Source organism: Nocardioides caeni, from assembly GCF_004912195.1.
GTDB classification, from domain to species: Bacteria; Actinomycetota; Actinomycetes; order Propionibacteriales; family Nocardioidaceae; genus Nocardioides; species Nocardioides caeni.
Window position 1 is genome coordinate 180,758 of the sequence record NZ_STGW01000004.1, and the last position, 13,613, is coordinate 194,370.

Here is a 13,613-nt window from a genome sequence, read left to right on the forward strand (position 1 = left end):
TCGTCGAGACTAGTGGATCGACGCGACGCTCGGCACGAGGATGGCCGGGACAGTGATCACGCGACGAGCGGCGCGGCGAGCGGGAGGTCCTGGTCGTCCAGGATGACCTGGCTGGCGCGCCGCGTCGCCGTGTTGACCAGCAGCGGCGCCCGGAGGTTGACGGTCGTGTCGGCCAGGTCGGCGCCGGCGCGGACGACGAGGAGGACCATCACGTCCTCGACCCGGTCGATGCCGAGGTCGGCGACGACGTCGTCGGCGATCTCGGGCGCGTAGTCGGGATAGAACGCCGACGGCGGGACGACGATGAACTGGAGGTCGTCGTGGTCGAGCGAGCGGAACCCGTGCAGCATCCCCTCCTCGTCGAGACGGACGAGGGCGAAGCGGGCATCATCGGGGAAGCCGGGCATGGGATGCACCAGCTCGATGACCGGGATCCCCTCCGCGCCGGCGCCGGCGTCCGTGACGTCCATGACCGCGATCATCGCAGGAAGTCCAGCAGGCTGGGCTGCATGACCCGGGATGTCGCGGCGAGCGCCGCCTGGTAGGCGACCTCCTGCATCTTCAGGTCCACCGTCGTGGCAGCCAGGTCGGCGTTCTCGATCGTCGAGAGCTGGTTCTCCAGCGACAGCGACGAGTCGCCGGCGGCGACCTCGGCCTTCTCCAGCCGCTGGAAGCGGGTGCCGGCAGCCGTGCGGGCACTGGTCACGGTGTCGACGCGGGAGTTGAGGGTGTCGATCGCGGCGTTGATCGCGGTCTGGTTGCCGGCGCGCAGCGCCACGGAGAGCGCCTCGAGCTCGGCGAAGGCGGAGGTCGGGCCGCTGCCGAAGACGTCGGCACCGTTGACGTCGACCTTCACGACGACGTCGCCGGCGATACGGCGGTTGACGTCGCCGGGCACGCCGACATAGGCGCCCGTCGCGTCGTAGGCGACCGTGCCGCCGGTGACACCGCCGAAGACCGGACTGTCGAGATAGGTGGTGTTGGCGATCGCGAGGAGCTCCTCGCGCAGACCGTCGACCTCGACCGCGAGGGCCTCCCGGGCCACCACCCCGGCGGTGGACGCGTTGGCTCCCTGCAGGGCGAGGTCGCGCGCCCGCTTGACGGTGGTGGTGACGGAGTCCATCGCACTGTCGGCCTGGGTGAGCCAGCCGAGGCCGTCCATGGCGTTGCGGGCGTACTGGGCCTGGTCGGCCAGCGAGGTGCGCAACCTCATCGCGGACGTGGTGCCGGTCGGGTCGTCCGAGGGACGGTTGATGACGCGGCCGGTGGACAGCCGCTCCTGCAAGGTGGCGAGATTGCCCAGCCCACGCTGGAGGTTCTCCAGCGATGAGTGGGTCATCATGCGCTGGGTGACGCGTCCGATGGCCATGGTTGTTCCCTTCCCGAGTCCGTCAGCGGCCGACGATGCCGGTGCGGTTGATCAAGGTGTCGAGCACTTCGTCGAGGGTCGTCAACAGCCGTGCGGCGGCCTCGTAGGCCCGCTGGGCGGTGACGAGGTTGACCGTCTCCTCGTCCAGGTTGACGCCGGCCTGCTGCTCCCAGGCGCTGTCGAGGGAGCGGGTGAGCGCGGCCTGGTTGGCGGTCTGCCGCTCGACGGCCGCGACCCGGCTGCCGAAGCCGTTGACCAGCTTCTGGTAGTCGTCGAGTCCGTGGCCGAGCTGGCTCAACGCGTCGGCGTTCGCCCCGTCGAGACCTCCGGTCACGGAGGAGGCCGCCACGAGGGCGGGGTCGGAGATCGCCACCTGCAGGCTCGCCGCACCGACGAGCGGGTCGTAGGTGAAGAAGTCACCGCCCGCGGCGCCGGCGAGGTCGAAACCAGCAGCGTGCTGGGTGTTGATCGTCGCCGCGAGGTCGGCGGCGAGGGCGTCGAGGCCGGCCCGGTAGGCCGGCAGCGTCGTCGTCAGGACGTCCGCGACGGCGCCGACCTTGCCGCCGGGCGTGGTGCCGAGGACGGTGCTCCCCCACGACGCGTCGACGCGGAACGTGATCGGGGATCCGTCGGTGTCGCCGGTCGGCGTGACCCCGGACGCGAGGACGAAGGTGCCTGCCTCCCGGCCGCTGACCAGCGACTCGCCCGCGACCACGACGTCGAACTGGCCGTCCGGGCGCACCGACACGGTCGCGCCGGTGAGCTCGGCGAGCCGCAGGGCGAGCAGGTCCCGCTGGTCGCGCAGCGTGCCGGCGTCGGTGCCGTTCTGCTCGGTCACGAGGATGTTGTGGTTGAGCTCGGCGACGGCGCCGGCGGCGTCGTTCACCTCGCTGACCAGGTTCAGCAGGTGGGAGCGCTGGTCGGCCTCCTCGCCGGCGATGTTGCTGACCTGCAGCCGCAGCGCCTGGGCGAGGGACTCACCGCTCCCGATCACCTGCTGGCGAGCGGCGTCGCTGCCCGGCTCGAGGGTGAGGTCCTGCCAGGAGTTCTTGAAGTCGAGCATGGCGGCATAGACGCCGCTGTCGCCGGGCTCGCCGATCCCCTCCTCCACGCGCGCGAGGATGGTCTGGGTGGTCTGGAGGTAGGCCAGGCTGCCGTGCTCGCGACGGACCCGTGCATCGAGCAGCGGGTCGACCTGTCGCTCGACCGAGCCGACCTGGACGCCGTCGCCGTGACCGTCGTAGACCGACCACAGCGCGGGCGCAGCGCTGCTGACCGAGACTCCGTTGACCGTCCGGCGCACGTAGCCCTCGGTCGCGGCGTTCGCGACGTTGTTGCCGGCGACGTCGAGCGCGACCTGCTGGTAGCGCAGCGCCGAGAGGGCCGAGGTGATCGAGCCGAAGGAGCCGACCATCACAGGCTCCGGTCGACGAGTCGACGGGAGGCAGTGGTGTCGTGGACGACGCTGCCGTCGGGTGAGTAGCTGGCGGAGCTGGTGCCGCCGATGGCCAGGAGGGTCTCACGGGCGGAGCGGTAGCCCGCGGTGACCAGGCCCTTGGCGTCCTCCGCGGTGTCGGCGATCTCCCGCGCCAGCGCGATCATCGCGTCGCGGTGGTCGCGCAGCATGCCGCTCCAGGGCTCGGGCGCGGAGTCGGCGAGCGCGCTCAGCGAGGGGTTCGGCGTCAGACCGAGCTGCTCGGCGGCCTCGTCGGCGGCAGTGGCGCGCAGCACCTCCGTCGCGCGCAGGTCGTCGAGGACCCCCTCGATCTCCCGCGTGGCGTTGACCAACCAGCGGGTCCGCCCGGTGGCGAGCACCATCCGCTCGACCTCGAGCTTGTATGCCAGCGACTCGAGCAGCTCGCGCTCGCGCCACAGGATCTGCGACAGCCTGTCCATCTCGCCCCGTCCGACCTTTCCGTTCGACGTCCCGAGTACCGAACCCCCGATCGAGTCGTCCGGGGTGTGCCGGACCCATCGCCCCCAACCGTGGCGACCTGAGGGATTTGCGGTCCCGCGTCAGCCCAACGGTCGACGTCCCTGATCCGAATGTGACCAGACCCGGTCGGGACCTCGGTCCTGCATTGGCACACCGACCAGCCAGTTGAGCGGATTTCTGCTGCGACACGCCGGCGCGGACCACCAGTGTCTGCTCCGTGAACGAGTACGAGGGCACCGTCACCACCGAGACGGACGAGCTGATCACGACCCACATGCCGCTGGTCGGACACATCGTGCGGGAGACCATGGGACGCGTGCCGTCCCACGTCAGCCGCGACGACCTGACCTCGGCCGGACTGACCGCGCTCGTGCTCGCGGCCCGGGCCTTCGACCCCGATCGCGGCGTGCCCTTCGACCGCTATGCGGCGACCCGCATCCGCGGCGCACTCCTCGACGAGCTGCGGTCCGTCGACTGGGCGTCCCGGTCGGTACGACGCCGGGCCCGCGACCTGGCCGAGACCCGCAGCCAGCTGGCCAATGTCCTCGGCCGCAGCCCCAACGTCGCCGAGGTCGCCCAGGCCGCCGGCCTCTCCCGCGACGAGGTCGCCGCCAACGACGACGACGTGTCCCGGGCACAGGTCCTCTCCCTGCAGGGCTCGACCACGACGCCGATCGAGGAGCTCGTCCCGACCCGCGCCCCGTCCCCGGAGGAGCTGCTCGAGCACGCCGAGCGCCTCACCTACCTGCGCGAGGCCATCGAGGAGCTGCCCGAGCGGCTGCGGGGCGTCGTCCAGGACTACTTCTTCGCCGAGCGGCCGATGGCCGACATCGCCGCGGAGCTGGGCGTCACCGACTCACGGATCTCACAGATGCGCGCCGAGGCGCTCACGCTGCTGCGCGACGCCCTCAACCACGCGCTCGAGCCGTCGCTCGTGCGGCCCACCGGCAAGACCGGCGGGGTCGCACAGCGGCGCCGCGAGTCCTACTTCGCCGCCGTCGCCGCCCGCCACGCCAGCGGAGCGCGGAGCGTCAGCAGCCCGCTCGGCGCCGCCGGGTAGCCGAACCGGTGAGAAACCGGGGCGAAAACCACTCAGGCCGGTGATCGACGTACCGATCACCAACCCGACGGGAGACCACGGACGGTCACCCGAGAACCAGAGAACGACCTGATTCCAGGAGGGAAACATCATGGGTCTTCGCATCAACCAGAACATCGAGGCGACCAACGCTTACCGCAACCTGTCGGTGACGCAGAACCAGCTCTCGAAGTCGATGGAGAAGCTGTCGTCGGGCTTCCGGATCAACCGGGCCGCCGACGACGCCGCCGGCCTGGCCATCTCCGAGGGCCTGCGCTCGCAGGTCGGTGGCCTCAAGGTCGCGGTCCGCAACGCCCAGGACGGTGTCTCGGTCGCCCAGACCGCTGAAGGCGCGCTCACCGAGGTCCACTCCATGCTGCAGCGCATGAACGACCTCTCCGTGCAGTACAACAACGGCACGCAGAACACCGAGTCGCAGGCGGCCCTCCAGGCCGAGTTCGACGCTCTCGAGACCGAGATCACCCGGATCAAGGACAACACCAAGTTCAACGGTGTCGACCTCTTCGGCGGTGCCGCGCTGACGTTCCAGACCGGCTACGACTCGGGCGACACCATCGACATCTCCGCCACCGCCCTCGCCGACTTCACCGCCGGCGCGGACCTGGCGGCGATCGACATCACCGACAGCAACACGCTGCAGGCGGCCATCACCGAGGTCTCCACCCAGCGTGCCGAGCTCGGTGCGGTCCAGAACCGGTTCGAGCACACGATCAACAACGTCAACGTCGCGATCGAGAACCTGTCGGCCTCCGAGTCGCGCATCCGCGACACGGACATGGCCCAGGAGATGATGAGCCTCACCCGCTCGCAGATCCTCTCCCAGGCCGGCACGGCCATGCTCGCCCAGGCCAACTCGGCCCCCAACGGCGTGCTGCAGCTGCTCCGCGGCTGATCCCGCACCAACGCTGCACCTCGGAGTGCCGGTGGGGCCACCGGCCCCACCGGCACTCCTGCTTTTCCCCCCGCATTCCCGCGTTCCCGCGCCCCACCCTGCGCCCCAGACGGAGGTCGACCATGGCAGGCACCAGCAGCATCGGCGGGCTCGCCAGCGGTCTGGACACCACCAGCATCATCAACCAGCTGATGACGCTCGAGGCCGCCTCCCAGACCAAGCTGAAGACCCAGGTCACCACCGAGCAGAGCAAGGTGACCGCGCTGCAGAAGCTGAACACGGCACTCCAGTCGCTGGTGACGTCCGCCGGCGCCCTGGGCACGAACACCGTCTCGACGACCAGCGTGTGGTCCTCGCTCAAGGCGACCTCCACCAACAGCGGCGTGACCGTCTCCGCCTCCACCAGCGCAGCCGCCGGCGGCTTCACCGTCACCGTCGGCCAGACCGCGCTCACCCACCGGTTGGCCTTCACCGACGCGCACGCCAGGACCGACGTCGTCACCGGCGCCGGCACCAGCGTGCTGCTGAAGCGGGCCGGCGAGCCCGACGTCCAGATCGACACCGCCAACGGCACGCTCGAGGAGCTCGCTGCCGCCATCAACGCCTCCGACTCCGGCGTGCGGGCCACCCTCGTCCGCACCGGCACCAACGGCGGCACCGACCAGTACCGGCTGCTCGTCGAGTCCGCCAGCACCGGAGGCGACCAGGCCTTCGAGCTGACCGACTCCACCGGCGCTGCCCTCCTCGGCGGAGCGACCGTCCGCGCCGGCCAGGACGCGGTCATCGACATCGGCGGCATTGCCGCCACCTCCAGCACCAACACCTTCGCCGACGTCGTGCCGGGCGTGACGATCACGCTCGCGACCAGCGCGACCGGCTCCTCCGACGTGACCCTGGCCCGGGACGCCGCCGGCGCCTCCGCGAGCGTCAAGTCGTTCGTCGACCAGATCAACACGCTGCTCACCCAGATGCAGACGACGACGGCGAACAGCAAGGACGGCTCCGGCGTCCTGGGTGGCGACAGCACCGTGCGGCGGGTGGCGAGCGCCCTGCAGGACGCCATCTATCCCGGCGACGGCAGCTCCATGGCGTCGTACGGCATCCAGATCGACCGCTACGGCAAGCTCGTCTTCGACGAGTCGGCCTTCGCCACGGCCTATGCCGCGGACCCGGCCGCCACCGCCGCCGCGTTCACCGGGACCGGCGGCTTCGCCTCCCGGGTCGAGGCAGTGGCCACGGCCGCGAGCGACAAGTACGACGGCTCGATCACGGGCGCCATCAACAGCCACAGCTCGACGATCACCCGGCTCAACAAAAACATCGAGGCGTGGGACCAACGCCTGGAGATCCGGCGCGCCGCCCTCGAGCGGCAGTACACCGCCCTCGAGACCGCCCTGTCCCAACTGAACAGTCAGTCGTCCTGGCTCACCAGCCAGCTCGAGTCCCTGGCCGCCTCGACCGAGTGAGGAGCAGCACCATGTATGCCACCACCACCACGGTCCGCGCCGCGCAGGCCCAGTCCGCCTACCAGGGCAACGCCATCGCCACCGCGTCGCCCGCCCGCCTGCTCGTCATGCTGGTCGAGCGCCTCGTGCTCGACATCGAGCGAGGCCTCGCGGCGCAGCAGGCGGCGTCCTGGCCGGACGCCCACCGCCACCTGCTGCACGCGCAGGACATCGTCGCCGAGCTCGAGGCCAGCCTCGACGTCGACAAGATGCCCGCCGGCAAGCAGCTGGCCTCGCTCTATGCCTGGCTGCGCGAGCAGCTGGTGCGCGCCAACGTCGGCCGCGACACCGCCGTCACCACGGCGGCCCTGACCCTCGCCCGCCAGCTGTGCGACACCTGGCGCGAAGCAGCGATGGCGTCGGTCGGATGAGCGCCCTCGACCGCACCGGCCCCGAGGCACCCCGACGCCCCGTGACGTGGCGCGAGGCCCTCGACCGGCTCGAGCAGCACGCCGACCGGGCAGAGCAGATGATCCGCGGCCTCAGCGATGACGGGCCGGAGCCGTGGGCACCGCCGGCCGATCTCGGTCCGATCCCCGACGAGTTCGTCCCTCGTGCCCGCCAGCTGCTCGAGCGCCAGCAGCGGCTGATGGCAGCGATCCCCGCGGCGCTGGCCGGCAACCGCCAGCACCAGCAGGTCACCACCCGCGTCAGCAACGCCACCCAGGCGCCCACGCCGTCGGTCTATCTCGACGTGAGCGCCTGAGGGGTTGCGCACCGCTACGGGGCGTAGACCGCCTGGTTGTTGATGGCGTCGAAGGCGTTCTTGGCCTTCCCCTGGACCGACTTCACGTTGCCGTACCAGACACTGCCGCCGTTGTTGGACTGGCCGGCCGCGTATGTCAGCATGGCCGACACCTTCATCGTCGTCGCACCGCCGAACGCCTGGCTGACGTCCTGGTTGCCCCACACGGTGGTCAGGTCGATCAGCACGCCGCCCAGCACCGTCTTGGGGATGAACTTGCGCGTCGCCGCCGTGCTGCCGGGACCGGTGAAGTGGACGTTGAGCGCGCTCGCCAGCATCTGGGCCTTGAGCATGGCGTTCATCGTGCTGGCCGTGGCCTGGCCGATGGTCCCCTTGACCCAGGTGGCCACCTGGGCGCAGGTCGCCGAGGCGCTCAGGTTCTTGAACGGTGCGAAGGTCCGCAGGTAGGTGCCGACGTTGCACACGCCGCCGGTCGCCGCGCTGTTGGCGATCACGCCCTGGCCGTTCTTGTTCTGCCAGAAGCCGATCGTCTTGGCACCCGTGCCGAGCGGCACCTTGCACACGGTCACCGTGGCGTCCGCGCTGTCGCTCGTGCCGGTGTCGTTGGTGACGTAGGTCGCCGTGTTGTCGTAGTCGACGCAGCCGGGCGTCTCCACGGGAAGGATCCGTTCGTACTCCCAACCGGTCGGGTTGGCGCCGCCGACGCAGACGGAGCCGAGGGCGCCGGGCACCGTGTCGGTGACGTCGACGCACTCGTCGATCGTGGTCTCGGTGAAGCCGACACCGTCGAAGACGAAGGTCGCCATGCCGCCCGCGAGCGGAGCCTGTCCGACCACCTGGTCGGCCCAGCTGACCTGGGCGGTGTTGTCCAGCTGAGCCTGTGGCAGCGAGGCCAATGCACAGGAGTAGGCGAAGTCATTGTCGCCCGGCTGCAGCACCGCGCCGGCGCCGCCGGTCACCGCGCACACGGTGCCGTCGGACAGCTGGTCGGTGACGTCGGCGACCATCGTCGCGGCGTTCGGGTTGAAGACGCTGATCGTGCCGCTCACGACGACACCGGACACCGGCCCGGCGTCGTGGGTGACGGTCACGTCGTAGGTGACCGTCACACTGCCGCCGGTCTGCTGGACCGTCTCCTTGTCCGCCACCTTGGTGATCGTCCAGCCGTAGGTGCGGTCGTAGGCGCCGTCGGCATCCTTCACGATCGCCGGCGGGACTGCGACCAGGGGATCGGGGTCGCCGACCTTGAAGGCGTCGTGGGTGCAGTCCGATCCCTCCACCGGGTAGTCCGCCAAGCGGCACACCGTCGCGATGTAGACCCCGCCGCCGTTCGGCGTCTCCGCATAGGGGAACAGCTGGACCCGCTGGTTCTCGACGAGATGTGTCCCGAGGCTGCTGACCACGCCGCCCTGGACCCGGAACGCCCGGTCGAGGTGCGAGTCGGTCGACAGCAGGTCGGGGCTGCCGTCGTTGGGGTCGGGCTGCGCGCCGGGAGCGGTGACGGCGAGGAAGTAGTCGCCGTCGCCCAGTCCCGTGGGCAGGTTGCTCAGCCACACGTCCTCGCGGTCGGCGAACTGGTTGCAGTTGACCGGGTCGGCGGGATCGTTCGGATTCAGGCACTGGCCGTTGCCGGTCGAGGCCGTGACGTTGGTGGTCGTCGAGATCGACTGACCGGCGGCGGTCGCCGACGGCAGCTGGGTCGGCACGAGGCCGAGGACGCCGGCGACCAGGGCCACCGGGGCGACCCGGCACAGCGCGTGCCGGAGACGAGGACGAGCGGACATTGGCAGTTCCCCCATGAAACCGTCGGAGCGGTGTCCGCCGAGAGCGTGGCCTGAGAGCGGGCTCGGACCCTGCCATGGTCACTCCACATCCGGACGAGGACGAGCCTCGGAACCGATGCCCCTCGGATGCGATGGAGCCGGTCTCACGCAGCGCGAGTCCGGCGTACGGTCGCCGTGATCCGGTCTGCCAGCTGCTCCAGCGGGAGTACGTCGTCCGCGAGTCCCGCGCCGGCAACGGCCCCGGGCATCCCCCACACCACCGAGGAGTCCTCGTCCTGGGCGAGGATCCGCGCGCCGGCCGCTGCCAGCTCCCGGGCACCGGCCAGACCGTCCTGGCCCATGCCGGTCAGGATCGTCGCGAGGGCACCCCCGCCGTACAGCTGGACCGCGGAGCGGAAGAGCACGTCGACGGCGGGCCGGCAGAAATTCTCCTGCGGGCCCTGGTCGAGGACGACCCGGGTGCCGAGCGGGGAGCGCTGGAGCCGCATGTGGAAGTCGCCGGGAGCGATCAGCACCTCGCCCGGGCGCACCTCGTCGCCGTCGGCGGCCTCGCGGACCGTCAGTGCCGAGACGCGGTCGAGACGCTGGGCGAGCATCGCGGTGAAGACGGGCGGCATGTGCTGGACGATCAGCACCGGCACGCCGAGGTCGCCGGGCAGTCGCGGGAGCAGGCGGGCCAGCGCATCGGGGCCACCCGTGGAACAGCCGATGAGGAGGGCACTGACGGACTGGGCGGGCGGCGTGGCCCGCTCGCGACGTACGACGGGACCTCCGGCGCCCGGCGTGAGCTTGCGCATCCCCGCCAGTGCGCGGATCCGCGGCACCAGCTGGTCGCGGACGGCGGCGATGCCGTCGGCGATCTGACCGGTGTTGGACGGCTTGGTGACGTAGTCGGAGGCGCCTCGGGAGAGCGCGTCGAGGGTCGCGGTCGCGCCCCGCTCGGTGAGCGTGGAGAACATGATGACCGGCAGCCGGGCGTGCTTCTCGCGGATCTGCGTCAGGGCGCCGAGACCGTCGAGGTTCGGCATCTCGATGTCGAGGGTGACGACATCGGGACGCAGCTCGTCGACCATCCGGACGGCCTCGAGGCCGTCCTTGGCGACGGCGATCACGTCGATGTCGGTCGCACTGCTGAGCGCGGTCGTCACGAGGCGACGTACGAGCGCCGAGTCGTCCACCACGAGAACCCTGATCTGCGTCACGACGACCCCATCGGCGGGGAGTGGTGATCCCTGACTCGAAAGGGACGACCGGCAAATCCGGATCTTTTCGTCAGGCGCCACCGGGCACGGCCGATGGAGCGGGCATGACCGCCTCCGCCACCTTCAACTCGGTCTCGGCACTCGTGAGGCGCGAGACGTCCATGATCTACGACGAGGGCAAGGAGTATCTCGTCGAGGCCCGTCTCGCGCCGCTGGCCGCTGCCAAGGGCCTGCCCCTGGAGTCCTATGTCGCTCGACTCGGCGTCGATGTCGTGGAGCGCCAGAAGGTGATCGACGCGCTGACGATCAACGAGACCAGCTGGTTTCGCGACCACACCCCCTATCAGGCCTTCACCGACGTGATCGTGCCCGCGCTGGTCGAGAACCGGGGACTGTCCCGGCGACTGCGGATCTGGAGCGCTGCCTGCTCGAGCGGGCAGGAGGCCTACTCGATCGCGATGCTGCTCGACCAGCACCTGCCGGGCGACTGGACCTACGAGATCGTCGCCACCGACATCTCCACCCAGATGCTGGAGCGGGTGAAGGCGGGGCGCTACAGCCNTTTTTAGATGCTGGAGCGGGTGAAGGCGGGGCGCTACAGCCAGGTCGAGGTCAACCGCGGTCTGCCGGCGACCAGCCTGGTCCGCTACTTCACCCGTGTGGGACGCGAGTGGGAGGTGGCCGAGCGGCTGCGCGAGCGGGTCACCGTCCGCCACCTCAACCTCGCGGCGCCGTACGTCGGGCTGGGCACCTTCGACATGATCTGGCTGCGCAACGTCCTCATCTACTTCGACGCCGAGACCAAGCAGGACATCCTGCGCCGCATGCTGCCGATGCTGCAGCTCGACGGCTTCCTGCTGCTCGGCTCCTCGGAGACCACGCTCGACCTGCCCGCCGACCTCAGCGCCGCGTGGCGCCGGGACCCCGTGGGTCGCGTCCAGGTGCACCGGCGCGCCAGCGCTCCGCCCCTGGACCTCTCGTCCACCACTTCACCCAGCTCACCCAGCTCACCACTTGCCTCGACAGGAGCCTGACCGTGCGAGCGATGATCATTGACGACTCCCGGGCGATGCGGAGCATCCTGCGCCGCATCGTCTCCGACCTCGGCTTCGAGACCTGCGAGGCCGGACACGGCCAGGAGGCGCTCGACCACCTCAACGCCGGGTTCGTGCCCGACGTGTGCCTCATCGACTGGAACATGCCGGTGATGGACGGCTACACGTTCATCACCGAGGTGCGCGCCAACCCCGAGTGGCGCGACATCACGCTGATGATGGTCACGACCGAGAGCGAGCAGCGCAACATCGTGCGCGCGCTGGCCGCCGGCGCCCACGAGTACGTCATCAAGCCCTTCACCCCCGACGCCATCGTCGAGAAGCTCGAGCTGCTCGGTCTGCTGCAGCCTGCCCAGGACGGAGCACTGGCATGAACGTGCTGACCTTCTTCGACCCGTCGTCCGCCGACCTCGAGACGCCCGATCCGGAGGACGTCCGGATGCTCACCGAGGACGTGTGGCTGGCCCTGCTCGGCGAGGACGAGGTCCTCCTGCCGCGGCTGGTGCCGCCGGGCTCGCCCTTCGACGCCGCCGGCGTCTGGTCGGCCACCGTCACCGTGACGGGTGGTTGGCAGGGGGTGGTCACCGTCGAGCTCGACGAGGACGTCGCCCGTCAGCTCACCGGCACCATGCTCGACATCCCCGGCACCGAGACTGTCGCCGACGGCGACGTCGCCGACGCGGTCGGCGAGCTGGTGAACATGGTCGGCGGCAACGTGAAGAGCCTGATGCCCGGACCGAGCACCCTGTCGCTGCCCGCCGTCGCCGCGGGCCGTGCTGCCTTCCCCAGCGACGTCACCGAGGCCTGTCGTCTCGACCTCGCCTGGCGCGGCGCACCCGTCCGCGTCTCCGTCCACATCCCCCAGTGAGGAACCGATGAAGATCCTGATCGCCGACGACAGCCGCGTGATGCGGCAGATCGTGATCCGCACGCTGCGGCAGGCCGGCCACGGCGGCCACGACATCGTCGAGGCCGAGAACGGCCGCCAGGCCCTCGAGATGGTCACGAGCGAGGCACCCGACCTGGTGCTCTCGGACTGGAACATGCCGGAGATGAACGGCATCGACTGCCTCCAGGCGCTGCGAGCCGCGGGCTCCGACGTCGCATTCGGCTTCGTCACCTCGGAGGGGTCGGAGGAGATGCGTCAGCGCGCGAGCTCCGCCGGCGCCGCCTTCCTGATCGCCAAGCCGTTCACCCCGGAGGCGTTCGACGACGCCCTCCGCAGCATCGCCTGACGCTGTCAGGCACCCACGAGGAGTCCCGCGATGGTGATCCACCTGCCGCAGCCCAAGCAGCTGCGCGACCTGCTCGCCGACCTGCTCGGCCGCGAGGTCACCCTGTCGCCCGCCGCGCCCTTCGCGCCCGGCCCCGACACCCCCGCGTCGGTCGCGGTGTACGTCGACGACAGCCTGCGGATCAGCGCGCTGATCGCCTGCGACCTGACCTTCTCCGCCCACGCCGGAGCGGCCATCGGCCTCGTACCGGTCGGTGGCGCCGAAGCGGCCATCGAGGACGGCAAGCTGACCGACACGCTCGCGGAGAACCTCTACGAGGTCCTCAACATCGCCGCATCGGTGTTCAACGTCCCCGGCGCCGACCACCTCAAGCTGCACGCCCTCCACCCCGCCGGTCCCCCATTGGACCCGATGGTCCGGATCCAGACGCTCACCCTCGGGCGGCGTGAGGACCTGACCGTCGACATCAACGGCTACGGCAGCGGGGCGCTGTCCGTCGTACTCGTCTGACCTCGACCGGGGAGTCGGCCGGATCTCAGTCAGTTGAAGGCGATCCGGAGGTCGTAGGGGGTGTCGTAGAGCTCGCCGATGGTGGTGCCGTCGGTGGTCTTGAGGAGTTGGATGCGGCGGGTGCCGTGGCCGGTGACGACCCGGGCCAGGCCGTGGGGTGTCTCCCAGCGGTAGGCGCCCAGGCCGAGCTGTTTGACCTGGTAGCCCAGGTGGGTCTTCGCACGATGGTCGGTCCGGGTGACGGGTGCGTCGTTGTGGTCACCGGTCTGCCCGGGTGGCCCGCCGTCGTCGGGCGGGACGTACGGAACGGGATGGTCGTG

General features: G+C 70.4%; 15 protein-coding genes and 2 pseudogenes. 10 read left to right on the forward strand and 7 right to left on the reverse strand.

Annotation, left to right across the window (positions count from 1 at the left end):
* Positions 1-56 precede the first annotated feature (56 nt).
* Genes fliW through E9934_RS08500 form a run of 4 tightly spaced genes read right to left on the reverse strand, consistent with a single transcriptional unit; the run spans position 57 to position 3,265 of the window.
* On the reverse strand, positions 57-470 hold the full coding sequence (gene fliW / locus E9934_RS08485; protein ID WP_238694848.1) for a flagellar assembly protein FliW: 414 nt from the start codon (positions 468-470) through the stop codon (positions 57-59).
* 8 nt (positions 471-478) lie between these two features.
* Complete coding sequence (gene flgL, locus E9934_RS08490; protein ID WP_136562446.1) at positions 479-1,369, reverse strand: flagellar hook-associated protein FlgL; 891 nt, start codon at positions 1,367-1,369, stop codon at positions 479-481.
* A gap of 22 nt (positions 1,370-1,391) precedes the next feature.
* Positions 1,392-2,783, reverse strand: coding sequence for a flagellar hook-associated protein FlgK (gene flgK / locus E9934_RS08495; protein WP_136562447.1), 1,392 nt, complete (start codon positions 2,781-2,783; stop codon positions 1,392-1,394).
* Positions 2,783-3,265, reverse strand: a complete 483-nt coding sequence (locus tag E9934_RS08500; protein ID WP_136562448.1) for a flagellar protein FlgN — start codon at positions 3,263-3,265, stop codon at positions 2,783-2,785. Before E9934_RS08500 ends, flgK begins: the two co-directional genes overlap by 1 nt.
* A 257-nt stretch (positions 3,266-3,522) precedes the next feature.
* On the opposite strand from E9934_RS08500, the gene E9934_RS08505 reads away from it, so the two are divergent.
* From E9934_RS08505 to E9934_RS08525, 5 genes are all read left to right on the forward strand, one after another.
* Positions 3,523-4,365: a sigma-70 family RNA polymerase sigma factor gene (locus E9934_RS08505; protein ID WP_136562449.1), complete on the forward strand. Its 843-nt coding sequence runs from the start codon at positions 3,523-3,525 to the stop codon at positions 4,363-4,365.
* A gap of 130 nt (positions 4,366-4,495) precedes the next feature.
* Entirely contained in the window at positions 4,496-5,296 is an 801-nt protein-coding gene (locus tag E9934_RS08510; RefSeq protein ID WP_136562450.1) for a flagellin N-terminal helical domain-containing protein, read from the forward strand.
* 122 nt (positions 5,297-5,418) lie between these two features.
* Positions 5,419-6,762: a flagellar filament capping protein FliD gene (fliD, locus tag E9934_RS08515; protein ID WP_136562451.1), complete on the forward strand. Its 1,344-nt coding sequence runs from the start codon at positions 5,419-5,421 to the stop codon at positions 6,760-6,762.
* Between the two features lie 11 nt (positions 6,763-6,773).
* Positions 6,774-7,172: a flagellar export chaperone FliS gene (gene fliS, locus E9934_RS08520; RefSeq protein WP_136562452.1), complete on the forward strand. Its 399-nt coding sequence runs from the start codon at positions 6,774-6,776 to the stop codon at positions 7,170-7,172.
* Positions 7,169-7,507: a hypothetical protein gene (locus E9934_RS08525; RefSeq protein WP_136562453.1), complete on the forward strand. Its 339-nt coding sequence runs from the start codon at positions 7,169-7,171 to the stop codon at positions 7,505-7,507. Before fliS ends, E9934_RS08525 begins: the two co-directional genes overlap by 4 nt.
* A 14-nt stretch (positions 7,508-7,521) precedes the next feature.
* On the opposite strand, the gene E9934_RS08530 is transcribed toward E9934_RS08525, so the two are convergent.
* Together E9934_RS08530 and E9934_RS08535 are read right to left on the reverse strand one after the other, a co-directional pair.
* Positions 7,522-9,291: a hypothetical protein gene (locus E9934_RS08530; RefSeq protein ID WP_136562454.1), complete on the reverse strand. Its 1,770-nt coding sequence runs from the start codon at positions 9,289-9,291 to the stop codon at positions 7,522-7,524.
* Between the two features lie 143 nt (positions 9,292-9,434).
* Positions 9,435-10,493, reverse strand: a complete 1,059-nt coding sequence (locus tag E9934_RS08535; RefSeq protein ID WP_238694849.1) for a protein-glutamate methylesterase/protein-glutamine glutaminase — start codon at positions 10,491-10,493, stop codon at positions 9,435-9,437.
* A gap of 161 nt (positions 10,494-10,654) precedes the next feature.
* Here E9934_RS08535 and E9934_RS20235 point away from each other — a divergent pair.
* The 5 genes and pseudogenes from E9934_RS20235 to E9934_RS08565 all read left to right on the forward strand — a co-directional run bounded on the left by E9934_RS20235 (position 10,655) and on the right by E9934_RS08565 (position 13,293).
* A pseudogene (locus tag E9934_RS20235) lies at positions 10,655-11,527 on the forward strand (CheR family methyltransferase).
* An 11-nt stretch (positions 11,528-11,538) separates the two neighbouring features.
* Positions 11,539-11,922, forward strand: coding sequence for a response regulator (locus E9934_RS08550; RefSeq protein ID WP_202977243.1), 384 nt, complete (start codon positions 11,539-11,541; stop codon positions 11,920-11,922).
* Positions 11,919-12,416, forward strand: a complete 498-nt coding sequence (locus E9934_RS08555) for a chemotaxis protein CheX (RefSeq protein ID WP_136562458.1) — start codon at positions 11,919-11,921, stop codon at positions 12,414-12,416. The genes E9934_RS08550 and E9934_RS08555 overlap by 4 nt, the downstream gene beginning before the upstream one ends.
* A gap of 7 nt (positions 12,417-12,423) precedes the next feature.
* On the forward strand, positions 12,424-12,783 hold the full coding sequence (locus tag E9934_RS08560) for a response regulator (RefSeq protein ID WP_136562459.1): 360 nt from the start codon (positions 12,424-12,426) through the stop codon (positions 12,781-12,783).
* A 30-nt stretch (positions 12,784-12,813) separates the two neighbouring features.
* Entirely contained in the window at positions 12,814-13,293 is a 480-nt protein-coding gene (locus E9934_RS08565; RefSeq protein WP_136562460.1) for a hypothetical protein, read from the forward strand.
* A 29-nt stretch (positions 13,294-13,322) separates the two neighbouring features.
* Here the strand turns inward: E9934_RS08565 and E9934_RS08570 are convergent.
* Positions 13,323-13,613 (reverse strand): annotated as a pseudogene (locus E9934_RS08570) (hypothetical protein); the annotation flags it as partial.